The sequence below is a fragment of the Streptomyces sp. NPDC002324 genome, from assembly GCF_053593335.1.
Window position 1 is genome coordinate 569,073 of sequence record NZ_JBSFCF010000001.1, and the last position, 26,469, is coordinate 595,541.

Here is a 26,469-nt window from a genome sequence, read left to right on the forward strand (position 1 = left end):
TGAAAGTAACGGTAAGGCCTTACAAGCCGGTCAGCAGGCGGACTTGCCCGCGTAGAGCGCGAGGGCCGTGTGGGAGCCGAGGGTCGCGGTGAACCGGCCCGAGCCGTCGACGGTCACCGTCGTGTTGTTCTGCACGTTGCAGTACGTGCCGGCCGCGAGGGAGGTCTGGTATGTACGGCCGAGGCTGTTCGACTCGTGGTTGATGGCCACGAAGCCCTTGCTGCCGCGCCCGAAGGCGATCGCGTCACCGCCGTTGTCCCACCAGTCGGTTACGGCCTCGCCGCGGGTGGCGTTGCGGAAGGCGACCATGCGCATGATCTCCGGCCAGGCGTGCTGGCACTTCCAGCCGTTCTGCCAGCAGGCGTCGACGCGACCGTTGTCCGGGGGCCCGGCGTCGGTGGAGGAGAACTCGTAGCCGGAGTTGATGTCGGGTGCGCCGTACGGGTACGCCAGCATGAAGACGTTGGCGAGGGTGTAGGTGGCGTTGTCCTTGTAGCTGAGGGTGGAGCCGTTGCGCTCGGTGTCGTGGTTGTCGACGAAGACGCCGGCGACGGAGCCGTTCAGGTAGCCCCAGCCCTCGCCGTAGTTCTTGAGGTAGGCGAGGTTCTCGTTGTTGAAGACCCGCTTGAGGTCGAAGGCGTACCGGAACTCCTGCACATCCCCGTTGCCGGTGTACTCGCTCGGCTGCACGGCCTCGCCGGAGCCGTAGATCGCCTCCTGTTTCCAGTACACGGACGGGTTGCCGAGCCGCGACTTGATGTTCGCGAGATCGGCGGCCGGGATGTGCTTCGCGGCGTCGATCCGGAACCCGTCCACCCCGTGTCCGAGCAGGCTGTTCATGTACGCGGCGATGGCCGACCGGACGTACTCCTCACCGGTGTCCAGGTCGGCGAGGGTGACGAGTTCGCAGTTCTGGACGTTGGCGCGGCTGGTGTAGTCGCTGATGGTGGCGGTGCAGTCGTCGAAGTCGAAGGAGGAGTAGAGGCCGGGGTAGTCGTACTTCGTGTACGAGGAGCCGCCGGTACCGGTGCCGCTCCCGGCCGACATGTGGTTGACGACGGTGTCGACGACGACCTTGACGCCGGCCGCGTGGCACGTGTCGACCATGTTCCGGAAGGCGGTGGCGTCTCCGAGCCGTCCGGCGATCCGGTAGCTGACCGGCTGGTACGACGTCCACCACTGCGAGCCCTGTATGTGCTCGGCGGGCGGGGAGACCTGGACGTATCCGTAGCCGTTGGGCCCGAGGGTGGTGGTGCACTCCCTGGCGACGGAGGCGAAGTTCCACTCGAACAGGACGGCGGTCACGTCCTTGGTCCCGGGCGGCGACGCGTACGCGCTCCCGGCGGGCACGGCGAGCGCGACCGACGCGCCCGCCGCGAGAGCGAGCGCGCCGGCGAGGGTTCTGCTGGTCATGTGTGGGGTCCTTCTCCGTTGAAGGGGTCCAGAGGGGGGCGAGCCGGAACTCGCGCAAGATCAGTTGCCGGATCTTGCTGCAAGATGGCTGAAAACTTTCAACCGTCAGGAAGGTACGAGTCCACTTGACGCACGGTCAACCCTCGGGACACGCCTTCTTCACGCGCTCGAAATCTCCTCACGGGGTGGGGTGTTGAGGCGGTGCTGCGGGACGGGGGGGAGGCGGCGCGCGGCCGGACCGGGGCGATCCGGGGGACCATGGCGCGGTGGCGTCGCGCTACCTTGGTGATGCGCCGGCCCGTGAGGTCGGCGAGGCCGCCGCCGAGCGGGAGGAACGGGACGTGGGCGATGCCCGCCTCCTCGCAGGCGGACAGGCGGGCCGCGCCGTCGCGCCTGTCGGCGTGGGCGTGGTTCTGCACCGCCACGGGGGCGATCGCGCGGGCCTCGGCGAGATGTCCGGCACCGGCGCCGCCGAGTCCGGGGTGCGTTCCACGCGTTCGGGGCGCAGTCGCGGTTCCGGGCGGGGGTGCGGGCGAGTGCGTCGGGGGTGAGTGGCTGACGGCCTAGGAGCCGGGACCGGCGGCTCGGTGGCACCTGCTCCGGACGCCACCCGCGTCGCGCAGTGCCGTGTACGCGGCCCACGCGTCCAGCAAGGGAGGGGTCACCGAACGCCGTGGGCCCGGGCCGTGGGTGACGGCGTAGTGTACGGCCTCCGGGGTGGCCCGCGGAAAGGCCGAGCGGAGCAGGGCGAAGGCACCGGTGACGAAGGGTGCGGCGGCGCTCGTGCCGCTCAGGAGGAAGGGGCGGCCGTCGGGCCCCGGGCCCGGAATACGGTCGCCTGGGGCGCCGAGTCCGTGGCGGCCGATGGACGCGGCCAGATTGGACCGGGGCATGGGGTGCCCGGCACGGTCGTAGGCGGTCACCGGGACGACCCACGGGTGGTCGGTGAGGACGGAGGAGCCCACCCGGCCCTGGTTCCCGGCGGCTACCACCAGGATCACGCCCCGGTCGGCGGCATGGTCGAGGGCCGCCTCCAGCCCGTGGTCACGGACACCGGAGGGCGCGGGCTGGGCCATCCCTTGTTCTTCGCAGGGGATCCCTGCCTTCATACCTGGCGGGAATGCGATCCTCGGTCTGGAGGCGCGAAGTGCCGGAGATCGCTACGCCTGTGGGGTGACGGTCAGGCCGGGCGCTTCTGGTTCTCGATGTAGTCCTTGACGATGCTCAGCGGTGCGCCGCCGCAGGATCCCGCGAAATACGACGGGGACCAGAACACCGAGCCCGCGCCGATCCGGTTGATCCGGCCGGTGTACTCCGCGCGCAGGTAGCGGGAGCTGACGCCTTTGAGGCTGTTGACGAGCTTGGACAAAGCGATCTTCGGCGGGTAGTGCACGAGCAGGTGGACGTGATCGTCCTCGCCGTTGAACTCCCGCAGCTCGGCGCCGAAGCTCTCGCACACGTCGCGCATGATCTCCTCGCAGCGCGTCAGCATCTCGCCGTTGAAGATCTCCCGCCGGTATTTCGTGACAAACACCAAGTGTGCGTGGAGGTTGAAGATGACATGATTCCCCCGTCGGACATCGGGATCTGACTCCCAGCGCGGTGACATACGCCAAGTGTAGTAGGGTCAGGTGAACCTGACCGGAGGGGGTGGGCTGGATGATCCGTGCGTACAAGTTCCTCCTGCGTCCCACCGTCCACCAGGCCCAGGCGCTGGCCGAGATACTGCGGGATCACTGCTCCCTCTACAACGGGGCGTTGCAAGAACGCCGTGACGCCTGGCGGCACGTCTCGAAGACCACCGTCAAGTACGGGATGCAGTCCGCGCAGCTCAAGGAGATCCGGGCGTTCGACCCGGAGCGCCAGGGCCGCTGGTCGTTCAGTTCGCAGCAGGCCACCCTGCGCCGTCTCGACAAGGCGTTCGCCGCGTTCTTCCGCCGGGTCAAGTCCGGTGACACGCCCGGTTATCCGCGCTTTCGCGGGGTGAACTGGTTCGACACGGTGGACTTCCCCAGGGACGGTGACGGCTGCCGGTGGAACTCCACCCCGCACGACCCCGTCACCCGGGTCCGCTTCCAGGGCGTCGGCCACGTCAAGGTCAACCAGCACCGCCCGGTGGGCGGCCACATCAAGACCGTGTCGGTGAAGCGCGAGGGCCGAAAGTGGTTCGTCGTGCTGACCGCTGAGCAGGACCGGCCCGAACCGCTGCCCGCGACCGGCTCCGTGGCCGGCATCGATCTGGGCATCGCGAACTTCCTCGCCGACTCGAACGGCGCTTTCGTGTCCAACCCGCGCTACGGCCGCCACGCGGCCGAAAAGCTCGTAGCCGCGCAGCAGGCCCTGTCCCGGTTCCCGCGCCGCAAGGCCAAGGACCGAACCGCCAACCACCAGCGCGCGGTGGAGAAGGTCGCCCAACTGCACGGCAAGGTACGGCGTCAGCGCCTCGACCACGCCCACAAGACCGCCCTCGGCCTGGTCCGCGCACACGACGTCATCGCGCACGAAGACCTCAAGATCCGCAACATGAGCAAGGCCCCCGCGTCCAGGCCCGACCCCGACCGGCCAGGCACTTTCCTGTCCAACGGGGCCGCCGCGAAGGCCGGGCTCAACAAGTCGATCAACGATGCCGGATGGGGGGTGTTCCTGACGATTCTGCACGCCAAGGCTGAAAGCGCCGGACGGGAAGTGATCGCCGTGGACCCCCGCAACACCTCCCGCACCTGCCCAGAATGCGGGCACACCGCCAAGGAGAACCGGCCCACCCAGGAAAAGTTCCACTGCGTCGCCTGCGGCCACACCGCCCACGCCGACACCGTGGCAGCCACCAACGTTCTACGGGCCGGGCTGGTCCGTCGCCACGCCAACCCGGCATAGCGAGAAGCCCCCGGCTTCAGCCGGGGGAGGAGTCACGGGTCACTCCTCACGCACGCACGCACGCGCGGCACGGCCTCGTCGGGTCCCCGGCCCGGAGCGGTCGCGCACCGGGCGTCCTGGTCGTGCACGCGCCTCGCGCGGTGCTCAGGGTTCTCGTCCGCCGTCGATCGTCATCCACCGGTTCAGGGCCGCGGCCCTGCGCTCGCAGCCGCCGCAGGGCCGGATCCCCACCGCCGCGGTCACACGGGCGACGGCGTCGCCCAGCCCGGTGTCCCCGTCCTCGCGTGCGAAGCCGGGGATACGGACCCGGTGGCGGGACCGGGCGGGACGGGACGGCCCGTACGAGTCGCGGGCCACGGTCTCCTCGGCCGGGTCCCGACCGCTCGTTGTGCCGTCAACCATCTAGCTCACATCCCGGTGTTGGCCGTTCTCCCCGTCGCCCCCACCTCCTTCCACTGTCCTCCTGAGGCACGTGGGACGCACCCCGGCCGGACGACGCGGCAGGGCCCGCCGCCCCGGTGCGGGGCGACGGGCCCTGAAGGCCGGCCGCCGGTGCCCGCGCGGCCGCTGTACTGCGGAGGTTCAGCCGGTCGTCCACCAGACCGTCGTGTCCCCCGGCAGCTTCGCCTCGTCCTCGGCCACGGTCACCTCGCCACTGGCGAGCAGGACACGGCCGTACGCGGGGATCGTGACCGCCTCGCCCGTGGTGTTGGCGGCGCACACGAAGTCGCCCCGGCGGAAGGCCAGGACACCCTCGGGTGCCTTCAGCCACTCGACCGAGTCGCCCGCGCCCAGGCCGGTTTCCTCCCGGCGGACGGACAGGGCGGTGCGGTACAGCTCCAGGGTCGAGTCCGCCGCGCCCGTCTGGGCCTCGATGCTCAGCTCGCCCCATTCGGCGGGCTGCGGCAGCCAGGAGCCGCCCGCGCCGAAGCCGTACGACGAGCCGGACCGGGTCCACGGGATCGGGACGCGGCAGCCGTCGCGGAAGCCGTCCTGGCCCGCGCCCCGGAAGTACGCCGGGTCCTGGCGGACCTCGTCCGGGAGGTCGACGACGTCGGGCAGGCCCAGTTCCTCGCCCTGGTAGACGTACGCCGAGCCCGGCAGGGCCAGCATCAGCAGCGAGGCGGCGCGGGCGCGGCGCAGCCCCAGCGCGCGGTCGCCCGCGAGGCGGATCTGCGTGCCGAGGCCCGGCTCGTTGGCGAAGCGGGTCGCGTGGCGGGTCACGTCGTGGTTCGACAGGACCCAGGTGGCGGGGGCGTTCACCGGGCGCATCGCGTCCAGGGTGCGGTCGATGACGGTCTTCAGCTCGGCCGCGTCCCAGGCCGTGCCCAGGTACTGGAAGTTGAAGGCCTGGTGCAGTTCGTCCGGGCGGACGTAGTTCGCGGTGCGTTCGACGGTGGGGGTCCACGCCTCCGCCACGAAGATGCGCTCCCCGGAGTACTCGTCCAGCACCAGGCGCCACTCGCGGTAGATCGCGTGGACGCCGTCCTGGTCGAAGAACGGCATGACATCGTTGCCCAGCAGTTTCAGCTGGTCGTGGGCGCCGAGGTCCGGGAGTCCCTCGGCCTTGACCAGGCCGTGGGCCACGTCGATACGGAAGCCGTCCACGCCCATGTCGAGCCAGAAGCGCAGGACGGAGCGGAACTCGTCGCCGACCGCCGGGTGGTCCCAGTTGAAGTCGGGCTGCTCCGGGGCGAACAGGTGCAGGTACCAGGCGCCCAGGGTGCCGTCCGGCTCCGTCACCCGGGTCCAGGCCGGGCCGCCGAAGATGGACTCCCAGTCGTTCGGGGGGAGTTCGCCGGAGGCGCCCTTGCCCTCGCGGAAGTGGTAGCGGTCGCGCAGCGGTGATCCGGGGCCCTCCGCGACCGCCCGCCTGAACCACTCGTGCTGGTCGGAGGAGTGGTTGGGGACCAGGTCGACGATGATGCGCAGGCCCAGCTCGTGGGCGTCGCGGATCAGGGCGTCGGCGTCCAGCAGCGACCCGAACATCGGGTCCACCGCGCGGTAGTCGGCGACGTCGTAGCCGGCGTCCGCCTGCGGGGAGGCGTAGAAGGGGCTGAGCCACACGGCGTCGATGCCGAGGTCGCGCAGGTACGGGAGCCGGGAACGTACGCCCTCCAGGTCGCCCATGCCGTCGCCGTTGCTGTCGGCGAAGCTGCGCGGATAGACCTGGTAGATCACCGCGTCGCGCCACCAGTCGCTGCGCTGTACCTCGGCGGGGGTCGCGGTGGGGGTGGTGGTGGAGTGCTGGTGGCTCATGACGTCCTTGATGCGTGGCGGGTCATCCGGGCGGAAGGATGAGGATGTGGGCGAGACGGCCGCGGTGACAGCGGGGTCGGATGGCCAGCGCGGCCGTCTCGGGTCTTCGGGCGCCCCCGAAGGGGCGCGGGGCACCGCGCGACCGGCCCCCACGAGAGCCGCGGTGAGCGACGGCCCTTCACGGCCCTGTCGGCGGTCAGCCTTTGGTGCCGCCCGCGGTCAGGCCGGTGACCAGGTTCTTCTGCACGAGGTAGAAGAACGCGGAGACGGGGATCGCGACCAGGACCGCGGTGGCGGCCATCAGGTTGCGCTGCGCGTCGTGTTCGCTGACGAAGCTCTGCAGGCCGACGGCGAAGGTGTACTTCGTGTCGGACAGCATGAACGTCGAGGCGAAGGCGACCTCCCCGAACGCGGTGATGAAACTGTAGAACGCGGCGACCGCGAGGCCCGGCCTGGCGAGCGGCAGGATCAGCCGCGCGAACGTGCCGAAGGGGCTCAGCCCGTCGACGCGTCCGGCCTCGTCGATCTCGAAGGGGATCGTGTCGAAGTAGCCCTTGAGCAGCCAGGCGCAGTACGGCACGGCCGTCGAGCAGTAGACGAGGACGAGGCCGAGGTAGCTGTCGATGAGCTTCAGTTCCGAGAGGATCTCGTACATCGGCACCATCAGGACGGCCACCGGGAACATCTGCGTGACCAGGAGCACCCACATGAACTTCCGGTAGCCCGGAAAGCGCATGCGGGAGACGGCATAGCCCGTGGTCGCCGCGATCAGCACCCCGATGACGGTGGTGCCGAGCGAGACGACGAGGGTGCTGACCAGCCAGTCGAAGAACGGTGTCTCCTGGAGCACGTACGAGTAGTTGGCAAAGGTCATTTTGCCGAAGATGCGCCCGGGATGCAGGTAATCGTCCTTGTCCGGACCGAGGGACAGGAAGACCAGCCAGGCGATCGGGAAGAGCGCGGCCAGGCTCGCCAGCACGAGGATCGTGTGGGAGGCGAAGGCGCCGGCGGGGCTGTTCTCACCGCGTCGGCGTGTCCTGGGCGCCGGGGCGGTCCGCGCGACCGGCCCGTCCTCGGGAGCCGTGGTCTTGACGGTCGTGGTGCTCATGGGGGCTCCTGCCTCAGATCGCGAGCTGCTGCTCATCGCGGTTCAGCCAGCGGCGGTAGACGGAGGTGAAGACGATCAGGATGGCCAGCAGCAGGATGCCGTAGGCGGCCGACTGCGCGAAGTCCCGCGGCTGCTGCCCGAAGCCGAGGTAGTACGCCCAGGTCACGAGGATCTGCGCCTCGGGCGCGGTGTCGCCGAACAGCAGGAAGATGACGGCGAACTGGTTGAACGTCCAGATGACGCCGAGGAGGACGACGGTGGAGCTGACGGAGCGCAGGCCCGGCAGGGTGACGTGGCGGAAGCGCTGCCAGGCGCTCGCGCCGTCCATCTCGGCGGCCTCGTACAGGGTCGTGTCGATGGACTGCAGTCCGCCGAGCAGCGAGACCATCATGAACGGCACCCCGCACCAGGTGTTGACCATGATCGCGGCGAACCGCTGCCAGAAGGTGTCCTCCAGCCACAGCGGTGTCGGCAGGTGCAGCGCTTCGAGGCCGGCGTTGATGACACCGCCGTCGGCGAGCATGAACCGCCAGCCGAAGACGGTGACGAAGGTGGGGACGGCCCACGGCAGGACCAGGATCAGCCGGTAGAGGGTGCGGCCGCGCAGCTTCTGGTTGAGCAGCAGCGCGAGGCCGAGACCGATGAGGTAGTGCAGGGCGACGCACAGAGCCGTCCAGGCGATCGTCCAGACGAAGTGCGACCAGAAGCGGTCGTAGGAGGTCGGGCCCCACAGGATGTCGGCGTAGTTGTCGAAGCCGATGAACTCGTAGGTGGCCTCGATGTGGTTGACGCCGATCGTGCGCGCCGAGTTGAGGCTGTTGGCGTTGGTGAGGGTGAGGTAGAAGCCTCGGACCAGGGGATACAGCACCAGGACGCCGAGGACGAGGACCACCGGGGCGATCATCGCGTACGCGTACCAGTACCGCTGGTACGACTGCCTCAGACGCGTCAGCCGGCCCGGGCTCCCGCCCGGTTCACCTCGGCGCTTGCCGGTCGCACGGTCGATGGCGACTGTCATCGTTCGACACCTTCTGGAGGATCAGGGGCTGGGCCGCTCGGGGGCTGGGGTGTGGGGGCCGGCCGGTGGCCGCCGTGTTCCGTCCCCGGGGCATCGGGGCGGGACGCGGCGGCCACGCGGGGTCACTTGCTGAAGTCCGGGACCAGCTTGGCGATCGCGGTCTCCGCGTTGCCGAGGCCCTTGTCGAGGGACTCCTTGCCGCCGGCGATCGCGAGCAGTTCGGTGTCGAGCGGGCCCCACAGGGAGCTGTACTCGGGCAGCTCGGGGCGCGGCTGGGCGGCGGCCAGCACGGTCTGGTAGCCGGCGATGCCCGGGTCGGCCTTGACCTCGCTGGTGTAGGCGTCGTCGCGCGTGGGCAGCGTGGAGTTCTTCAGGGCGATGGTCTCCTGGGACTTCGCCGAGGTCATGAACTCGACGAACTTCAGCGACGCCTCCTGGTGCGCCTTGTCCGAGCCGGCGTACACGGAGAGGTTGTGGCCGCCGGTGGGGGCGCCCGCCTTCCCGCTGGTGCCGGCCGGGACGGTGGCGATGCCCAGGTTGGCCTTGTCCTTGAACGCCGAGCCCTTGTAGAAGTTGGTGATCTCCCACGGGCCCTGGACGATCGAGGCGACCTTGCCGTTGACGAAGGCGTCCTGGATGTGGGCGTAGGCGTCGGCGGTGGTGTCCGCCTTGTGCAGGCCCTTGCCGTCGAAGAGGCCGAGCCAGGTGCCGTACGCCTTCTTCGCCTCGGCGGAGTTGACGGTGATCTTCTTCTGCGCGACGTCGACGGTGTCGGTGCCCTCGCCGTGGAGGAAGGACTGGGCGTAGTAGGCCTGGGTGGAGCCCCAGTAGCCGTCGACGCCGGTCTTGCCCTTGATGGTGGCGGCGGCCTTCTTCAGGTCGTCCCAGCTCTTGGGGGCCTCGGTGATGCCGGCCTTCTCGAAGAGGGCCTTGTTGTAGACCAGCGCGAGGGTGTCGGTGACGAACGGGACGCCGTAGGTCTTGCCGTCGTACTGGGCCTGCTTGATCAGGCTGGGCTGGAACTCGCCCTGGTCCTTGAGGGCCTCGGTGCCGTCCAGCGGCAGGAAGAAGCCCTTCTTGGCGAAGGCCGGGGTCCAGCCGACCTCGGAGCGCAGGATGTCCGGGGCGCCCGTGGCTCCGGCGGCGGTGTCGAACTTGTTCTGCGCCTGGTCGAAGGGCACGTTGACGTACTTGACCTTGATGTTCTCGTGGGCGGCCTCGAACTCCTTGACCAAGGCCTTGTACGTCGGTGCCTCATTGGTGGCGTTGGAGGTGTCCCACCAGGTGATGGTGACCGGACCGTCGGCCGAGTCGCCGCTGTCGCTTCCGCCGCAGGCCGTCGCCGTGAGGGCGATCGACGCCACCAGCGCGGTGGCCGCTATGCCACGCCGCATGAGATCTCCTTGAGGGTGAAAGCCCGTGTGCCGGGAGGGAGGCCCCGTCTGCCGTCCCCGCCGAGTGCCGGCGCGCCGTTGCCGCCGCCGGGCGTGGCCGAACGTAACAGCGATGTAAGCCGGACGAAAGACCTTGCTGCAAAAAAGTGCAAGAACCGGTGATGGTTACCCCGCCGTGACCTGCGCCTGACCCCCTCGAAACCCTGCATCTGGGCCGATCAGCGCGGCCTGGGGCGACCATGAAAGACTCTGCAAGCTCTTGCCACGACACGCGCGTAAGGCAATCATCACTCAGTCAGCGCCTTGCGGATCGGGGCAGTAGACCCCTCTTCCGCGCACGGGCGCCCCACGGACACCGACCAGAATCACGAGGGACCGCGATGACGCAGCAGCCCACAGCGGGCCGCACCCCCGCCCGCACCCGAGGCCGGGCCGGTGGGCAAGCGCAGGCCCGGCCGGTACAGTCCAGTGCTGTGACCACACGGCTTGCCGACATCGCAGCCCAGGCGGGGGTCAGTGAGGCGACTGTCAGCCGCGTCCTGAACGGGAAGCCGGGCGTCGCCGCGACCACTCGCCAGTCCGTTCTGGCCGCCCTCGACGTGCTGGGCTACGAGCGGCCCGTACGACTGCGGCAGCGCAGCGCGGGTCTGGTGGGCCTCATCACCCCGGAGCTGGAGAACCCCATATTCCCGGCCCTGGCCCAGGTCATCGGCCAGGCGCTGACCCGGCAGGGCTACACCCCGGTCCTCGCCACCCAGACCCCCGGCGGTTCGACCGAGGACGAGCTGACCGAGATGCTCGTCGACCGCGGGGTCGCCGGCATCATCTTCGTCTCCGGACTCCACGCGGACACCTCGGCCGACATGCAGCGCTACGAGCAACTGCGCGCCCAGGGCGTGCCGTTCGTGCTCGTCGACGGTTTCTCGCCCAAGGTGCAGGCCCCCTTCATCTCGCCGGACGACCGGGCGGCGATGTCCCTCGCGGTGACGCATCTGGTGTCGCTGGGGCACACCCGGATAGGCCTGGCCCTCGGGCCCAAGCGCTTCGTGCCGGTCCAGCGCAAGATCGAGGGCTTCGTCCGCACGATGCAGGACCTGCTGGGCCTGGCGGCCGCGACCGTCGAGTCCGAGCTGGTCCAGCACTCCCTGTACACGCTGGAGGGCGGCCAGGCGGCGGCCCTCGCGCTGATCGACCGGGACTGCACGGCGGTGGTGTGCGCGAGCGACATGATGGCGCTCGGCGCGATCCGGGCGGCGCGGCAGCGGGGCCTGCTGGTGCCGCAGGACGTCTCGGTCGTCGGCTTCGACGACTCCCCCCTGATCGCCTTCACCGACCCCCCGCTGACGACCGTCCGCAAGCCGGTCCCGGCGATGGGGCAGGCGGCGGTGCGTACGTTGCTGGAGGAGATCGGCGGGACTCCGGCGCCGCACAGCGAGTTCGTGTTCATGCCGGAACTGGTGGTGCGGGGGTCGACCGCTTCGGCACCTGGGGACCGCAGTCGTACCTAGGACGGAGAAGGCGGGGGTGGGTGCCATACGTACGGAGGAGAGGGCTCTGTGCTGTACCCCGACGAACGTGCGTGATGAACCCGACCAGAGGATGATCGGTGGGGTACCGCTTATCTGGCAGACTCTGTGCCCATGGGTGAGGCGACCGTGACGACACTGGAGGAAGGCCGGGAGCAGGCCGCCCCGCGGGCCGTCACGGGCACGCCGGGGCAGAGGGTCCTGCACCGGCTGAGGGCTCCGCGCCGTCCCCGTTTCTGGTTCGAGATCCTGCTGATCGCGGTGAGTTACTGGACGTACTCCCTGATCCGCAACGCGGTCCCCGAGCAGAAGAGGCAGGCCCTCGCCAACGCCGACTGGATCTGGCGGGTGGAGCACCACCTCGGGATCGCGGTCGAGGAGACGATCAACCACTCCGTGAACTCGGTGACATGGCTGATCGTCGGCATGAACTACTACTACGCGACCCTGCACTTCATCGTCACGCTCGGTGTCCTCGTGTGGATCTACCGTAGTCATCCGGGTCGCTACGCGGCGACCCGTCTGGTGCTCTTCGCGACCACGGCGGTGGCCCTGGTCGGCTACTACTTCTATCCGCTGGCCCCGCCCCGCCTGATGACCGGCGAGAGCTTCATCGACACGGTCGTCGTCCACCAGACGTGGGGCTCCATGGCCTCCGGCGACCTGAAGAACATGTCGAACCAGTACGCCGCGATGCCGTCGATGCACATCGGCTGGTCGCTGTGGTGCGGGCTGACGATCTTCGCGCTGGCGTCGGTGCCGTGGGTGCGGGTGCTGGGCCTGCTCTACCCCACCCTGACGCTCGTCGTGATCGTCGCCACCGCCAACCACTTCTGGCTGGACGCGGTCGGCGGCATGATGTGCCTCGCCTTCGGCTACACGGTGGCCCGCCTCTGGTACGGGGCGCTGCCGTACGCGCTGCCGCGCCAGGTCACGGGGAAGCCCGGGAGATCCGGGGAGACGGAACCGGCGCCGGTCAAGGCGTAGCGCCGGCGCCGGGAGCCGCTGGTCGCGGGCCCGAGGCGTCGGCGGCGTCCCGCAGCGCCCGCACGAACGTCCTCAGGGCCGGCTGCGGCGGAGCCGTCTCGCGTACGGCCACGTGGATCGAGCGGTGGGGTTCCGGACCGGCGAGGCGGCGTACGACGACGTCCGGGTGGGTGCTGCCGAGGCCGAGGCAAGGGATGAGGGCCACACCCAGACCGGCGGCGACGAAGCCCTGCGCCGTCGCGTAGTCCTCGCTCTCGACGACGAACCGGGGCCTGAACCCTGCCTCGGCGCACGCGTCCAGTTCGGCGTCCAGGCAGGGTCCCGGCGACTCACTCCCCACCCACGGCTCGTCGGCGAGGTCGGACAGTTCGAGGGCGGGCCGGTCCGCGAGGGGATGCGCGGCGGGCAGTACGGCGACATAGGTGTCGTCGAGCAGGTGCAGCAGCGTCACGCCCTCGGGGTCCGCCCCGCGCGGCAGTACGACGAGCGCGAGGTCGGCCCGGCCCTCCTTGACGGCCGGGAGCGGGTCGTCGGGGTCGATCAGCTTCAGCTCGACCTGGACGCCGGGGTGCTCGGCGCGCAGCCGGGCGACGGCGGGGGCCACCAGGGAGGCGCCGACCGTGGCGAAGTAGCGCACCGCCAGCCGTCCCGTGCGTCCCGCCCGCAGGTCGGCCAGCGCGGTCTCCGCCTCCGCGACCTGCCGTCCGATCGTCTCGGCGTACTCGGTGAGCAGCAGCCCGGCCGCCGTGGGCCGCACCCCTCGCCCGACCCGCTCCAGCAGCGCGGTCCCGGCCTCCTTCTCCAGCGCCGCGACCTGCTGGCTGATCGCGGAGGGGGTGTAGCCGAGGACGGTCGCGGCCGCCGTCACCGAGCCGCTGGTCACCACGGTTCTGAGCACCTGCATCCGACGCACGTCAATCATGTAGACCAGCTTAAGGGTGTGTGCATCATTCGTCGCTTGTCCTTACGGATTGGGCAGCCGATCGTTGTGCCCATGCCTCTCGCGTCCACACTCCGCATGGCCGTGCTCGCCCTGCTCTGGGGCTCCGGCTTCCTCTGGATCAAGCTCGCCCTCAACCACGGCATGTCCCCGCTCGGGATCACCGTCACCCGGTGCGCGCTGGGCGCGGGGGTCCTGCTCGCCCTCGCCCTCGTCGCACGCCAGCGTCTCCCCCGCGACCGGCGGACCTGGGGGCATCTCCTGGTGGCCGCCTTCCTCTGCAACGCCCTGCCCTTCGCCTTGTTCGGCATCGGCGAGCAGACCGTCGACTCGGGCACGGCGGGTGTCCTCAACGCGACGACCCCCCTGTGGGCCATGCTTGTCGGCCTCCTCCTCGGCACCGACCGCCCCCTCTCCCCCGCCCGCCTGACCGGTCTGCTGCTCGGCTTCGCCGGAGTCCTGCTGATCTTCGCGCCCTGGCAGCGGGCGGGGCTGATGACCGGGGGCGCTCTCGCCCTGCTCGGCGCGGCCCTCAGCTACGCGGTGGCCTTCGCCTACATGGGCCGCCATCTGACGGGGCGCGACGCACCGCTGGCGGTGTCCGCCGCGCAGCTCCTCACCGCGACGGGCTGGGCGGCACTCGCCCTGCCCACCGGCACCCCGGGCACGGCCGGCGTGGACGCGACCGCCCTGCTCGCGGTCACCGTCCTGGGCGTCTTCGGCACCGGCGTGACCTTCTACCTCAACTACCGCCTGATCGAGGACGAGGGCGCGACCAGCGCGGCGACGGTCGGCTATCTGCTGCCGGTGGTCTCGGTCGCGCTGGGCGCGCTGTTCCTGGACGAGCGGGTGGGGGCGCGGGTGGTCGGAGGGATGGTCGTGGTCCTCGTGGGGGTGGCGCTGACGCGGCGACGGGCCGAGGGGGCCGCGACGGTGCGTTCGTCGCGGGTCCCGGTGGCGGGTCCCACCCGTGGAGAGGCTCCACCGGTCGCACCCCACCCCGGCTCCGGCCTCACCCCCCGTAGAACAACTCCTCCACCACACCCCGAGCCCGTCGCGTGATCCGGCGGTAGTCGTCGAGCATGTCGCCCACGTGCCCGGGGCCGTAGCCCAGGTAGCGGCCCACGGCGGCGAGTTCGCGGCCGTCGGAGGGGAAGGTGTCGCCGGCCCGGCCCCGGACGAGCATGACGGCGTTGCGGACGCGGGTGGCCAGCACCCAGGCCTCGTCCAGGGTCGCCGCGTCCTCGGCGCTCACCAGGTCGGCCGCGAGCGCGGCCGCCAGGGCCTCGCGGGTGCGGGTCGTGCGCAGGCCCGGCACGCTGCGGGCGTGCCGGAGCTGGACCAGCTGCACGGCCCACTCCACGTCGGACAGGCCGCCGCGGCCGAGCTTGGTGTGCAGGGTCGGGTCGGCGCCGCGCGGCATGCGCTCCGACTCCATCCGGGCCTTCAGGCGCCGGATCTCGCGCACCGCGTCGTCGCCGAGCCCGTCCGCCGGGTAGCGCAGCGGATCGACGAGGTCGATGAAGCGGCGGCCCAACTCCTCGTCACCGGCGACGGGTTCGGCGCGCAGCAGGGCCTGCGACTCCCAGCCCAGCGACCAGCGGCGGTAGTAGGCCTCGTACGACTTCAAGGTCCGTACGACGGGACCGGACTTGCCCTCGGGGCGGAGGTCCGCGTCGATGAGGAGGGGCGGGTCGGCGCTCGGGATCTGGAGCAGGCGCCGCATCTCGGCGACGACCGCGTTCGCGGCGCGGGCCGCCTCCTGCTCGTCGACGCCCTCGCGCGGCTCGTGGACGAACAGGACGTCGGCGTCGGAGCCGTAGCCCAGTTCGTGGCCGCCGAAGCGGCCCATGCCGATGACGGCGAAGCGGGTGGGGAGGGTGTCGCCCCAGCGGTCGCGGACCACCGCCCGCAGCGTGCCCGCCAGGGTCGCGGCGGTGAGGTCGGAGACCGCGCCGCCGACGAGGTCGACGAGGGCGCCCTGGTCGGCGGTCGCCGGGGTCTCCTCGGTGCCGTAGGAGCCGACGATGTCCCGGGCGGCCGTACGGAACAGTTCGCGGCGGCGGACGCCGCGCGCGGCCGTGACGCCCTGCTGGGCGCCGTCCGCGCGGCCGACTGCGGCCAGGATCTCCTGCTCCAGGTGGGCGCGTACGCGCGGTTCGAGCCCGCCGGCCCCACCGGCGACCCCGTCGCCGTCGCCGAGGAGGGAGACGGCCTCGGGGGCGCGCATGAGGAGGTCGGGGGCGAGGCGGCCGGCGGAGAGGACACGGGCCAGGTTCTCGGCGGCCGCCCCCTCGTCGCGCAACAGCCTGAGGTACCAGGGGGTCCGGCCGAGCGCGTCCGAGACCTTGCGGAAGTTGAGGAGCCCGGCGTCCGGCTCGGCGGAGTCCGCGAACCAGCCCAACAGGACCGGCAGCAGGGTGCGTTGGATGGCCGCCTTGCGGGAGACGCCGGAGGCCAGGGCCTCCAGATGGCGCAGGGCGGCCGCCGGGTCCGCGTAGCCGAGGGCGACGAGGCGTTCGCGGGCCGCGTCGGCGCTCAGCCGGGTCTCGCCGGGGGCGAGTTGGGCGACGGCGTCGAGGAGCGGCCGGTAGAACAGCTTCTCGTGCAGCCGGCGGACGACGGCCGCGTGGCGCCGCCATTCGCGGTTCAGCTCGGCGACCGGATCGGTGCGCAGGCCGAGCGAACGGCCGATGCGGCGCAGGTCGTCGTCGTCCTCGGGGACGAGGTGGGTACGGCGCAGCCGGTAGAGCTGGATGCGGTGTTCCATGGACCGCAGGAAGCGGTAGGCGTCGTCGAGTTGGGCCGCGTCCGACCGGCCCACGTACCCGCCGGCGGCCAGCGCGCCCAGCGCGTCGAGGGTGGTCCCGCTGCGCAGCGAGGTGTCGCCCCGCCCGTGCACGAGCTGGAGCAGCTGCACGGCGAACTCGACGTCCCGCAGGCCCCCCGGTCCGAGCTTGAGCTGGCGGTCGACCTCGGCGGCCGGGATGTTCTCGATCACCCGTCGGCGCATGCGCTGCACGTCGGCGACGAAGTTGTCCCGTTCCGCGGCCTTCCACACGAGCGGCTGGAGCGCGGTGACGTACTCCTCGCCCAGTTCGAGGTCCCCCGCGACCGGCCGGGCCTTCAGCAGCGCCTGGAACTCCCAGGTCTTCGCCCACCGCTGGTAGTAGGCGAGATGGCTGCTCAGCGTGCGCACGAGCGGGCCGTTGCGCCCCTCCGGCCGCAGATTGGCGTCGACGGGCCAGATGCTGCCCTCGACGGTCGTCTCCGAGCAGATCCGCATCATGTGCGACGCGAGGCGGGTGGCCGCCCGGATCGCCTTCTGCTCGTCGGCCCCGTCCGCGGTCTCCCCCACGAAGATGACGTCGACGTCGGAGACGTAGTTCAGCTCGTGGCCGCCGCACTTGCCCATCGCGATCACCGCGAGCCGGCACAGCGCCGCGTCCTGCGGAGCGGCGGCTCCGGCGATCGCGAGGGCGGCGCGCAGCGTGGCGGTGGCGAGGTCGGCGAGTTCGGCGGCGGTCTGGGCGAGGTCGGTCGTGCCACAGACGTCACGGGCGGCGATGGACAGCAGACAGCGGCGGTAGGCGACACGCAGCGAGACCGGGTCGGTGGCCTCGGCGAGCCCCCGCTCGAACTCCTCGACGCCCGGATGCAGATCCTGCGCCTCGTACGTCACGAGCGCCTGCCAGTCCTGCGCGTGCCGGGCCAGATGGTCACCGAGCGCGGCGGACGCGCCGAGCACCCCCAGCAGCCGGTCCCGCAGCGGCTTGGCCGCTATCAGCGTGTCCAGCACCGACCGCCGCGCGGTCCGGTCCGGCTGTGCCTCCAGCAGCCGGACGAGGCCCAGCAGCGCGAGGTTCGGGTCGGCGGTCGCGCCCAGGGCGTCCAGCAGCACCGGGTCGTTGCGTACGGCGGACAGTTCCTCGCTCTCCAGCAGCCGCTCGGCGGCGCTCGGATCGGTGAAACCGTGCCGCAGCAGTCGCGTGAAGGTGCTGCTCCTGCGCCCCGGCGCCGTCATCCCCGGCCTCCCGTCGGATCAAGTCCGCGTCCGCTCACCCGATCACCCGACTTCATCGATCAAGGTCGTACGGGCACGAGCCTAACCGGAGTGGCGGGGGGAAGCGCCGGTCGGCCGTCGGCGAGGTCCGGTGGCCCGCTCACCGGACGACCAGGGGCTTCGCGGACCGCGGCCGGTGTGCGTCCCGGTACCGCCGTCCCGGGAGGCCACATGCACCATGTTCACGGCTAATCTGCCGATGTGGTGGAGGAAGAGGACGCGCCGGGCGGCGGGGAGGGTGTGACACGACACCGGTCGTGGCGGGCGGTGGTGTCCTCGGAGACGGTGGCGCACACCGTGCTGCTGGAGCTCGCCGGGGCCGCCGTCGCCGGGCTCGTCGCCCTGGTGGGGTGGCTGTTCGGGTGGCTGCCCGAGCCCGGTCTGCTGGCGCTCGGGCTGAGCATCCCCGCGGCGCAGCCCGCTGCGGAGCTGTATCGCGACGCGCGACCGCCGCGCCGGCGTGCCGCGCTCGCCGCCTTCCTGACGCTGGCGACGGTGTCCCTGCTCCTGGCCACCGCCCTGAACCGGGCTCTGCCCGCCACGGCCGACCCGGGCATCGGTCTCCTGGTCGGCTACGCCCTCGCGATCCCGGTCGGCGTGGCTGTGCTGGTCCGGTTGCTCGATCCGCCGGATGCCGTGTGACGGCGGTCGGCGCTCCGCGCCGAGCGGCTGGGGACGAGTTTCCGGCCGCCGCGGGGTCTGCACTGTGACGACAGCCGACACCCGACACCCGACACCTGTGACCTCGGCCGACGGGTGACAGGTGATTCGTGACCGGTGGCAGGAGGACCCTCATGTCCGACACCCGCACCCCGCAGCCCCGGCTCGACCCCCGCTGAATGTTCTGGATCTCGACCGTGCGGCCGGACGGACGGCCGCATGTGACGCCGTTGCCCACCGTGTGGTCACGGGGGGCGCCGCATTCTGCACCGGCCCGGAGGAGCGGAAGGCGAGGAACCTCGCCGAGAACCCGCACGTCGTGCTGACGACCGGCACGAACACCTGGGACGAGGGCTACGACCTGGTGGTGGAGGGCGAGGCCGTACGCGTGAGCGACGACTCCCGGCTGCGGGAGCCGGCCGCCGCGTGGGAGGCGAAGTACGGAGGTTTCTGGCATTTCGAGGTGCGGGAGGGGTGTTTCCACCACGGCGCGGGACACGCCTACGTCTTCGCGGTGGCGCCCGGCACGGTTTTCGGCTTCGGTAAGGGGGAGCCGTTCAGCCGGACACGGTGGCGGTTCGGCTGAGGAACCGGTGCACACCGGCGCACAGGCACTCCGTCAAGGGCGACTTGGAGGACCAGGGATGCAGTACACGCTCGAAGTGATTCCGCTGCCCGTCAGCGACATCGACCGGGCCCGAGACTTCTACCGGGACAAGGTCGGCTTCCATGTCGACATCGACCAGGAGGTCATGCCCGGCATGCGGATCGTGCAGCTGACTCCCCCGGGCTCCGGCTGTTCCATCGCCCTCGGCGACGCCATCTGGGACATGGCCCAGGGCGTCAAACCGGCCCCCGGTTCCTACCAGGGCCTCCAGCTCTGTGTCGCCGACATCAAGGCCGCCCACGCCGAACTCCGCGAACGCGGCCTCGACGTCTCCGAACCCGTCGAGTACGCCCCCGACGACGGCGCCACCTTCATGTACTTCAAGGACCCGGACGGCAACGGGTGGGCGATCCAGGAGTACCGCCGCCGGGTCTCGGAACCGCTGCACCGGGTGCTGGCGGACCTGGCGGAGCGGAGGTAGCGCCGGCGCACGCACGCGCGGACCGGCGGGACATGCCGCTGGGGCCGACGGTCGATGACCGTCGGCCCCAGCGGTCCGCTCAGCGGTGAGCGCCCTCCGACCTGCGCCTACAGCACCGGCAGGTTCTTCCGCAGCTCGAAGGCGGTCACCTCGGAGCGGTACTCCTCCCACTCCTGGCGCTTGTTGCGCAGGAAGAAATCGAAGACGTGTTCGCCGAGGGTCTCCGCCACCAGGTCGCTGCGTTCCATGAGGGACAGGGCCTCGCCCAGGTTCTGGGGGAGCGGCTCGATGCCCATCGCGCGGCGTTCCGCGTCGGAGAGGGCCCAGACGTCGTCCTCGGCGCCCGGCGGGAGTTCGTAGCCCTCCTCGATGCCCTTGAGGCCGGCGGCCAGGAGCATCGCGTAGGCCAGGTAGGGGTTCGCGCCGGAGTCCAGGGAGCGGACCTCGACCCGGGCCGAGCCCGTCTTGCCGGGCTTGTACATGGGGACGCGGACCAGGGCGGAGCGGTTGTTGTGGCCCCAGCAGATGTACGAGGGGGCCTCGCCGCCGGCGCCTGCGGTGCGCTCTGAGCCGCCCCAGATGCGCTTGTAGGAGTTGACCCACTGGTTCGTGACGGCGGCGATCTCGGCCGCGTGCTTGAGCAGGCCCGCGATGAAGGAGCGGCCGACCTTGGAGAGCTGGTACTCGGCGCCCGACTCGTAGAACGCGTTGCGGTCGCCCTCGAAGAGCGAGAGATGCGTGTGCATGCCGGAGCCGGGGTGCTCGGAGAACGGCTTGGGCATGAAGGTCGCCTGGACGCCCTGTTCCAGCGCCACCTGCTTCATGACCAGGCGGAACGTCATGATGTTGTCCGCCGTGGACAGCGCGTCGGCGTAGCGCAGGTCGATCTCCTGCTGGCCGGGGGCGCCCTCGTGGTGGGAGAACTCGACCGAGATGCCCATGGACTCCAGCATGGTGATCGCCTGGCGGCGGAAGTCCATGCCGACGTTCTGCGGGGTGTGGTCGAAGTAGCCCGAGTTGTCGGCCGGGGTCGGGCGGGAGCCGTCCGTCGGCTTGTCCTTCAGCAGGAAGAACTCGATCTCGGGGTGGGTGTAGAAGGTGAAGCCCAGGTCGGAGGTCTTGGCCAGGGCGCGCTTGAGGACGTAGCGCGGGTCGGCGAAGGACGGGGAGCCGTCGGGCATGAGGATGTCGCAGAACATCCGGGCGGTGCCGGGAGCCTCCGCACGCCACGGCAGGACCTGGAAGGTCGACGGGTCCGGCTTGGCGATCATGTCGGACTCGTACACCCGGGCGAAGCCCTCGATGGCCGAGCCGTCGAAGCCGATGCCCTCGTCAAACGCCTGTTCCAGCTCGGCGGGGGCCACGGCGACGGACTTCAGGAAGCCCAGCACGTCCGTGAACCACAGGCGTACGAAACGGATGTCGCGCTCCTCCAACGTACGGAGCACGAACTCCTGCTGCTTGTCCATCTTCCGCTTCCACCCATTCCTTGCTGGTCAGGCCGCCTTGCTCCCGAGCGACGGGAGACGGTCGGGCACCTGAGCATCCCACCACAACACCATTTCATGCGCGTTGCGCACCTTGATCGGCAAACCGACCTCCGGCCGAACGCCCGGTGTACGGCAGGTGTACCTCCCACTGTGCGGGAGTACCGCTCCCTGTGCCGCTCAACCGCTCTGCCGCCCATCTTGCCTGCTCGGGCCGACATCCGTAACGCCCGTGTCGTTCCGTGGGCGGTCCGCGGGGCCGGCGGGGCAGCATGGGAGGCGGGATCCCTCGTTTACGTGAGGGAGCGGATCAACTTACGATCAGCTGATCCGACCGTCCCATTCGACCCATCCCCCACTAAGGACACACCCCATGGCCGCCAAGACCAACAGCAGCGGGGACCGCAAGGCGCGCATCGAGGCGATGCGCCGTGCCGAGCGCTCCCGTGAGCGCCGGACCCGGATCCTCACGATCGGCGCCAGCGTGCTGATAGTCGCCGGCCTCGTGGTGGGCGGGACGGTCCTGATCCGCTCGCAGTCCGACGACGACGGCGGCAGCGCGGCGAGCGACTCCAAGTCGTCGGGCAAGTGGAAGACCGGGTCCGACGGCGTCAAGACCTGGAGCACCAAGCTCACGCAGAACCACGTCACCAAGAGCGTGAAGTACCCGATGGAGCCCCCGGTGGGCGGCGACCACAACCCGGTCTGGCAGAACTGCAACGGCGACGTCTACGACAAGGCGATCAAGAACGAGAACGCCGTGCACTCCCTGGAGCACGGCGCGGTCTGGGTCTCGTACAACAGCAAGGCCTCCGAGGCCGACGTGAAGGCGCTCGCGGAGAAGGTCAAGAAGACGCCGTACACGCTGATGAGCCCCGTCGAGGACCAGAAGGACCCGATCATGCTCAGCGCGTGGGGCCACCAGCGCACGGTGACCAGCGCGAAGGACCCGAACGTCGACAAGTTCTTCGAGTCCTACGTCCAGGGCGAGCAGACGCCCGAGCCGGGTGCCGCCTGCACCAACGGCATCTCCTAGCGGCGGCGGGCCTGGGACAGTGGGAAGCATGAAGCACATCGGTTGGATCGCCTCCGGGGCCGCGGCGGCGCTCGTCGCGGCCGGGGCGATCACCTACGCGGTCGCCGACGGCGACGGGTCCGGGCTCAAGGCCCCCGCCGCCGACTCCGCCGACGCGGGGTTCGCCCGGGACATGGCCGTCCATCACCAGCAGGCCGTCGAGATGTCGTACACCGTGCGCGACCGGACGGACGACGAGGAGGTCCGGCGGCTGGCGTACGACATCGCGCAGACGCAGGCCAACCAGCGCGGCATGATGATCGGCTGGCTCGATCTGTGGGGTCTGCCGAAGGTGTCGTCGGACGAGCCGATGGCCTGGATGGGCATGGGCGGCATGGCCTCCGGCGAGGACGGCGCACTGATGCCGGGCATGGCCACCGACGCCGAGATGGACGAGCTCGGCAAGCTCAACGGCAAGCGGGCCGAGGTCCTCTTCCTCCAGTTGATGATCGACCACCACAAGGGCGGCGTCCACATGGCGCAGGGCTGTGTCTCCAAGTGCACGGTCGGCGTGGAGAAGAAGCTCGCTCAGGGCATGGTCAACGCCCAGGAGTCCGAGATCTCGTTGATGACGGGCATGCTCAAGGAGCGAGGGGCCGCGCCCCGGTAACTCACGCCCGGCGTGCGAAGGCGCGGGAGCGCCGGAGCGCGGGGGCATGGGGGCGCGCCGAACGTGGGGCGCCCCACACCCCATAGCGTCGCTCTGACGATTACACTGGGCCCCGTGCCTCAACTTCGTCTCGCTTTGAATCAGATCGACTCGACGGTCGGCGACATCGCCCAGAACGCCGAGGCGGTGGTCCGCTGGACCCGGCACTCCGCCGAGCAGGGAGCGCATCTGGTCGCGTTCCCCGAGATGGTGCTGACCGGATATCCCGTCGAGGACCTGGCGCTGCGCCAGTCCTTCGTGGAGGCCTCCCGCTCCGCGCTGCGGGCGCTCGCCGCGCGGCTCGCCGACGAGGGCTTCGGGGAGCTGCCGGTGGTGCTCGGCTACCTCGACCGTTCCGAGTCCGCCGCCCCGAAGTACGGCCAGCCCGCGGGGGCTCCGCGCAACGCGGGGGCGGTGCTGTACCGGGGCGAGGTGGCCCTCACCTACGCCAAGCACCACCTCCCCAACTACGGCGTGTTCGACGAGTTCCGCTACTTCGTGCCCGGCGACACCATGCCCGTCGTGCGGCTGCACGGCGTCGACATCGCCCTCGCCATCTGCGAGGACCTCTGGCAGGACGGCGGCCGCGTCCCGGCCGCCCGGTCCGCCGGGGCGGGGTTGCTGCTCTCCATCAACGCCTCGCCGTACGAGCGCGACAAGGACGACACCCGCCTGGAACTGGTCCGCAAGCGCGCGCAGGAGGCCGGCTGCACCACCGCCTATCTGGCGATGATCGGCGGTCAGGACGAGCTGGTCTTCGACGGCGACTCGATCGTGGTGGACCGCCACGGCGAGGTGGTCGCGCGGGCGCCGCAGTTCTCCGAGGGGTGTGTCGTCCTCGACCTGGACCTGCCGGCAGGCGCCGCCGAACCGGTCACCGGGGTCGTCGACGACGGGCTGCGCGTCGACCGCCTCGTCATCTCCGAGGAGCCGCTGCCCGCGTACGAGCCGGAGCTGACCGGTGGGTACGCGGAGCGCCTCGACGACGACGAGGAGGTGTACTCGGCGCTGGTGGTAGGCCTGCGGGCGTACGCGGCGAAGAACGGCTTCCGGTCCGTCCTGATCGGGCTCTCCGGCGGTATCGACTCGGCGCTCGTCGCGGCGCTCGCGTGCGACGCGCTGGGCGCGCAGAACGTGTACGGCGTGTCCATGCCGTCGAAGTACTCCTCGGACCACTCCAAGGGCGACGCGGCGGAGCTGGCGCGGCGGACGGGGCTCAACTTCCGCACGATCTCGATCGCCCCGATGTTCGACGCGTACATGGCGTCGACGGAGCTGACGGGTCTGGCCGAGGAGAACCTCCAGTCCCGGCTGCGCGGCACGCTGCTGATGGCGATCTCCAACCAGGAGGGCCACATCGTGCTGGCGCCCGGCAACAAGTCGGAGCTGGCCGTGGGGTACTCGACGCTGTACGGCGACTCGGTGGGCGCGTACGGCCCCATCAAGGACGTGTACAAGACGTCGGTCTTCCGGCTGGCGGAGTGGCGCAACCGGGCGGCGGCGGAGCGGGGGCAGACCCCGCCCATCCCGGAGAGCTCCATCTCCAAGCCGCCGAGCGCCGAACTGCGTCCCGGCCAGGTCGACACGGACTCCCTGCCGGACTACCCGGTCCTGGACGCGATCCTGGAGCTGTACGTCGACCGCGACCAGGGCGCCGACGCGATCGTGGCCGCCGGGTTCGACCGGGAGCTGGTGTCGAAGACCCTCCGCATGGTCGACACCGCCGAGTACAAGCGGCGGCAGTACCCGCCGGGCACGAAGATCTCCCCGAAGGGGTTCGGCAAGGACCGCCGGCTGCCGATCACCAACCGGTGGCGGGAGCAGGCGTAGGGGCCGGCCGGGGCCCGAGGGCGTTCCCTCAGGCCTCCGGGTCGCGCAGGCCGACGCAGTCGAAGGCCCAGAAGGCCTCCGCGTAGACGAAGGTGCCCGTCATCCACGGCTCGTACGCGGACAGACGGGCGACCTGGAACGCGGCTTCGGGAATGCGCAGCGACGGTGGGCGGAAGCCCGCCGCGACGGCGCCCTCGAAGCCGCGCGTGCCGTAGTAGTGGGGGGACCCCTCCAGGAACACCAGCGGCACCCCCTGGCCGTCGGCCGCCGCGAGGGCGTGGGCGATGAGCCGTGTGCCGATGCCCTGGCGCTGGAACTCCGGGAGCACGCCGAGGGGCGACAGGGTCAGGACGTCCACGATCCGGCGCGGGGCGTCCAGGCGCGCCGCGCTCAGCAGGACGTGCCCGGCGACCCGGTCCTCGACGCTGGCGACGAAGGACAGGGGCGCCGTCGCGGCTTCCGTGACGCGAAGTGCTTCCACGAGCGCGGGGACCCGCTCGCCGTCGCCGAAGGCGCGGGTGTGCACCTCGCGCACCGCCCGGTGATCGTCCGCGGTCTCCCGCCGGATCACCGGGCCCGTTCCAGCCGGTGTGCTCCGTGCGCCGTCGGTCGCGTCGTATGCCGTCATGGCCGCGAGGGTAGGGCGGGGGCGGCTCGTGCGCGAGGCGATTTCGGTGGGCGCCGCGCGTCTCGGACGCGCCCCGTCTCGGACGCGCGCCGTCTCGGATCGGCGCCGTCTCGGATCGGCGCCGTCTCGGATCGGCGCCGTCTCAGACGCGCACCGTCTCCGACTCCCCCGGCACGTGGGAGGCCACCACGCGCCCGCGCTGCGGCGGGGCGGCGGCCGCTCGGCGGTTGTCCACGGTGTAGGCCACGCCGGCGACCGCCAGGCCGACCAGCGCGAGGGCCGCTCCCACCGTGGCCGGGGCCGTCGCGCCGAGACCGGCGGAGAGGGCCAGGCCACCGGTCCAGGCGCCGCCGGCGTTGGCGAGGTTGAAGGCGGCCTGGTTGGCGGAGGAGGCGAGGGAGGGGGCCGTGGCGGCCTTCTCCATGACCATCAGCTGCAGGGGCGAGCCGGTGGCGAAGGCGGCGACGCCGAGGAGGAGGACGGCCAGCGCCGCGCTCCACTGGGCGGACATCAGGACCGGGAACAGCGCGAGGACCGCGATCAGCGACGCCAGGCCGCCGAAGAGGGTGCCCCGCAGGGAGTGGTCGGCGAGACGGCCGCCGGCCAGGTTCCCGATGGTCGCGCCGACGCCGAACAGCGCGAGCAGCAGGGTCACGCTGGTCTCGGCGTATCCGGCGGAGTCCGTGAGCATGGGCGTGATGTAGCTGTAGGCGGAGAAGAGCGCGCCGAAGCCGGCGACGGTCGTGCCGAGGGCGAGCCAGACGGGGAGCGAGCGCAGGGCGCCCAGTTCGCCGCGCAGGCCGGCGGAGGGGCGGGCCTCCGCCCGGTCGCCCGGCAGCAGGAGCGCCAGGGAGGCGATCGCCGCGAGGCCGATCACGCCGACCCCGACGAAGGTGATCCGCCAGCCGAAGTGCTGGCCCACGAGGGTCGCGGCGGGGACGCCGGCGACGTTGGCGATCGTCAGGCCGAGGAACATCAGCGAGACCGAGCGGGCCTTGCGCTCCGGCGCCACGAGGCCGATCGCGACGACCGCGCCGACGCCGAAGAAGGCGCCGTGCGGCAGACCGCTGAGGAAGCGGGCGGCGAGGAGCCAGTGCTCGTCGGGGGCGAGTGCGGAGAGCGCGTTGCCGACGACGAAGAGGGCCATCAGCCCGATCAGGACCTTGCGGCGGGGCAGCCGGGCCGTGACGGCGGCGAGCAGCGGGGCGCCGATGACGACACCCAGCGCGTACGCGGAGACGAGGTGGCCGGCGGCGGGGATCGAGATGCCGAGGTCGGCCGCGACCTCCGGGAGGAGGCCCATGATGACGAACTCGGTCGTGCCGATTCCGAAGGCGCCTACGGCGAGTGCGAGCAGGGCCAAGGGCATGGCGGGACCTTTCAGGAAGAGCGGGGGATGTCGGGGTTTCGTTTCATCGTATGTTCCTTTGCGGAACAAACTCGAACCGGGCCCTGTTCCCCCGTCTCCTG

The 26,469-nt window shown here is 71.0% G+C and carries 22 protein-coding genes and 1 pseudogene; 10 read left to right on the forward strand and 13 right to left on the reverse strand.

Annotated features, from left to right (window positions below):
• Nucleotides 1-30: 30 nt before the first annotated feature.
• The 3 genes from ACWCRJ_RS02395 to tnpA all read right to left on the reverse strand — a co-directional run bounded on the left by ACWCRJ_RS02395 (nt 31) and on the right by tnpA (nt 3,022).
• A complete protein-coding gene (locus ACWCRJ_RS02395; RefSeq protein ID WP_450937478.1) occupies nt 31-1,413 on the reverse strand; it encodes an alpha-amylase in 1,383 nt (460 codons plus the stop codon).
• 563 nt (nt 1,414-1,976) lie between these two features.
• On the reverse strand, nt 1,977-2,489 hold the full coding sequence (locus ACWCRJ_RS02400) for a S8 family serine peptidase (protein ID WP_450937479.1): 513 nt from the start codon (nt 2,487-2,489) through the stop codon (nt 1,977-1,979).
• Nucleotides 2,490-2,593: 104 nt separating this feature from the next.
• On the reverse strand, nt 2,594-3,022 hold the full coding sequence (tnpA, locus tag ACWCRJ_RS02405) for an IS200/IS605 family transposase (protein ID WP_450937480.1): 429 nt from the start codon (nt 3,020-3,022) through the stop codon (nt 2,594-2,596).
• A 50-nt stretch (nt 3,023-3,072) separates the two neighbouring features.
• On the opposite strand from tnpA, the gene ACWCRJ_RS02410 reads away from it, so the two are divergent.
• Complete coding sequence (locus tag ACWCRJ_RS02410) at nt 3,073-4,287, forward strand: RNA-guided endonuclease InsQ/TnpB family protein (RefSeq protein WP_450937481.1); 1,215 nt, start codon at nt 3,073-3,075, stop codon at nt 4,285-4,287.
• Between the two features lie 144 nt (nt 4,288-4,431).
• On the opposite strand, the gene ACWCRJ_RS02415 is transcribed toward ACWCRJ_RS02410, so the two are convergent.
• The 5 genes from ACWCRJ_RS02415 to ACWCRJ_RS02435 form a co-directional block, all read right to left on the reverse strand.
• Nucleotides 4,432-4,689 carry a hypothetical protein gene (locus ACWCRJ_RS02415; RefSeq protein ID WP_450937482.1) on the reverse strand — a complete coding sequence of 86 codons (258 nt, stop codon included), beginning with the start codon at nt 4,687-4,689 and terminating at the stop codon, nt 4,432-4,434.
• A gap of 180 nt (nt 4,690-4,869) precedes the next feature.
• Nucleotides 4,870-6,546, reverse strand: a complete 1,677-nt coding sequence (locus ACWCRJ_RS02420) for a glycoside hydrolase family 13 protein (RefSeq protein WP_450937483.1) — start codon at nt 6,544-6,546, stop codon at nt 4,870-4,872.
• Between the two features lie 196 nt (nt 6,547-6,742).
• The gene (locus tag ACWCRJ_RS02425) at nt 6,743-7,654 is read right to left on the reverse strand and encodes a sugar ABC transporter permease (RefSeq protein WP_046914279.1); all 912 of its coding nucleotides are present in this window, start codon (nt 7,652-7,654) and stop codon (nt 6,743-6,745) included.
• A gap of 13 nt (nt 7,655-7,667) precedes the next feature.
• Nucleotides 7,668-8,672 (reverse strand): carbohydrate ABC transporter permease, encoded by a 1,005-nt coding sequence (locus ACWCRJ_RS02430; RefSeq protein WP_450937484.1) that lies wholly within the window; start codon nt 8,670-8,672, stop codon nt 7,668-7,670.
• Between the two features lie 122 nt (nt 8,673-8,794).
• Nucleotides 8,795-10,066, reverse strand: coding sequence for an extracellular solute-binding protein (locus tag ACWCRJ_RS02435; protein ID WP_450937485.1), 1,272 nt, complete (start codon nt 10,064-10,066; stop codon nt 8,795-8,797).
• Between the two features lie 473 nt (nt 10,067-10,539).
• Here ACWCRJ_RS02435 and ACWCRJ_RS02440 point away from each other — a divergent pair, with 473 nt between their 5' ends.
• Nucleotides 10,540-11,574 carry a LacI family DNA-binding transcriptional regulator gene (locus tag ACWCRJ_RS02440; protein WP_450937486.1) on the forward strand — a complete coding sequence of 345 codons (1,035 nt, stop codon included), beginning with the start codon at nt 10,540-10,542 and terminating at the stop codon, nt 11,572-11,574.
• 132 nt (nt 11,575-11,706) lie between these two features.
• Entirely contained in the window at nt 11,707-12,579 is an 873-nt protein-coding gene (locus tag ACWCRJ_RS02445) for a phosphatase PAP2 family protein (protein WP_450937487.1), read from the forward strand.
• Here the strand turns inward: ACWCRJ_RS02445 and ACWCRJ_RS02450 are convergent.
• A complete protein-coding gene (locus tag ACWCRJ_RS02450; protein ID WP_450937488.1) occupies nt 12,569-13,501 on the reverse strand; it encodes a LysR family transcriptional regulator in 933 nt (310 codons plus the stop codon). The two genes, ACWCRJ_RS02445 and ACWCRJ_RS02450, sit on opposite strands and share 11 nt — an antisense overlap.
• A 72-nt stretch (nt 13,502-13,573) precedes the next feature.
• Here ACWCRJ_RS02450 and ACWCRJ_RS02455 point away from each other — a divergent pair, with 72 nt between their 5' ends.
• Nucleotides 13,574-14,581, forward strand: a complete 1,008-nt coding sequence (locus tag ACWCRJ_RS02455) for a DMT family transporter (protein WP_450937489.1) — start codon at nt 13,574-13,576, stop codon at nt 14,579-14,581.
• Here ACWCRJ_RS02455 and ACWCRJ_RS02460 read toward each other — a convergent pair.
• On the reverse strand, nt 14,532-17,543 hold the full coding sequence (locus ACWCRJ_RS02460) for a bifunctional [glutamine synthetase] adenylyltransferase/[glutamine synthetase]-adenylyl-L-tyrosine phosphorylase (RefSeq protein WP_450937490.1): 3,012 nt from the start codon (nt 17,541-17,543) through the stop codon (nt 14,532-14,534). The two genes, ACWCRJ_RS02455 and ACWCRJ_RS02460, sit on opposite strands and share 50 nt — an antisense overlap.
• Before the next feature lie 240 nt (nt 17,544-17,783).
• Here ACWCRJ_RS02460 and ACWCRJ_RS02465 point away from each other — a divergent pair, with 240 nt between their 5' ends.
• From ACWCRJ_RS02465 to ACWCRJ_RS02475, 3 genes and pseudogenes are all read left to right on the forward strand, one after another.
• Nucleotides 17,784-18,224 carry a hypothetical protein gene (locus tag ACWCRJ_RS02465; RefSeq protein ID WP_450937491.1) on the forward strand — a complete coding sequence of 147 codons (441 nt, stop codon included), beginning with the start codon at nt 17,784-17,786 and terminating at the stop codon, nt 18,222-18,224.
• A gap of 197 nt (nt 18,225-18,421) precedes the next feature.
• Nucleotides 18,422-18,828: pseudogene (locus ACWCRJ_RS02470) on the forward strand (pyridoxamine 5'-phosphate oxidase family protein); the annotation flags it as partial.
• A 58-nt stretch (nt 18,829-18,886) separates the two neighbouring features.
• Complete coding sequence (locus ACWCRJ_RS02475) at nt 18,887-19,330, forward strand: VOC family protein (RefSeq protein ID WP_046918824.1); 444 nt, start codon at nt 18,887-18,889, stop codon at nt 19,328-19,330.
• A gap of 107 nt (nt 19,331-19,437) precedes the next feature.
• On the opposite strand, the gene ACWCRJ_RS02480 is transcribed toward ACWCRJ_RS02475, so the two are convergent.
• Nucleotides 19,438-20,799: a glutamine synthetase family protein gene (locus ACWCRJ_RS02480; RefSeq protein WP_005478482.1), complete on the reverse strand. Its 1,362-nt coding sequence runs from the start codon at nt 20,797-20,799 to the stop codon at nt 19,438-19,440.
• 391 nt (nt 20,800-21,190) lie between these two features.
• On the opposite strand from ACWCRJ_RS02480, the gene ACWCRJ_RS02485 reads away from it, so the two are divergent.
• The 3 genes from ACWCRJ_RS02485 (at nt 21,191) to ACWCRJ_RS02495 (ending at nt 24,371) form a co-directional block, all read left to right on the forward strand.
• The gene (locus ACWCRJ_RS02485; RefSeq protein WP_450937492.1) at nt 21,191-21,853 is read left to right on the forward strand and encodes a DUF3105 domain-containing protein; all 663 of its coding nucleotides are present in this window, start codon (nt 21,191-21,193) and stop codon (nt 21,851-21,853) included.
• 28 nt (nt 21,854-21,881) lie between these two features.
• Complete coding sequence (locus ACWCRJ_RS02490) at nt 21,882-22,502, forward strand: DUF305 domain-containing protein (RefSeq protein ID WP_450937493.1); 621 nt, start codon at nt 21,882-21,884, stop codon at nt 22,500-22,502.
• Between the two features lie 114 nt (nt 22,503-22,616).
• Nucleotides 22,617-24,371, forward strand: a complete 1,755-nt coding sequence (locus ACWCRJ_RS02495; protein WP_450937494.1) for an NAD+ synthase — start codon at nt 22,617-22,619, stop codon at nt 24,369-24,371.
• Nucleotides 24,372-24,399: 28 nt separating this feature from the next.
• Here the strand turns inward: ACWCRJ_RS02495 and ACWCRJ_RS02500 are convergent, their stop codons facing one another.
• Both ACWCRJ_RS02500 and ACWCRJ_RS02505 read right to left on the reverse strand, forming a co-directional pair.
• On the reverse strand, nt 24,400-24,942 hold the full coding sequence (locus ACWCRJ_RS02500; protein WP_450937598.1) for a GNAT family N-acetyltransferase: 543 nt from the start codon (nt 24,940-24,942) through the stop codon (nt 24,400-24,402).
• A gap of 199 nt (nt 24,943-25,141) precedes the next feature.
• A complete protein-coding gene (locus tag ACWCRJ_RS02505; RefSeq protein ID WP_450937495.1) occupies nt 25,142-26,368 on the reverse strand; it encodes an MFS transporter in 1,227 nt (408 codons plus the stop codon).
• Nucleotides 26,369-26,469: the final 101 nt, after the last annotated feature.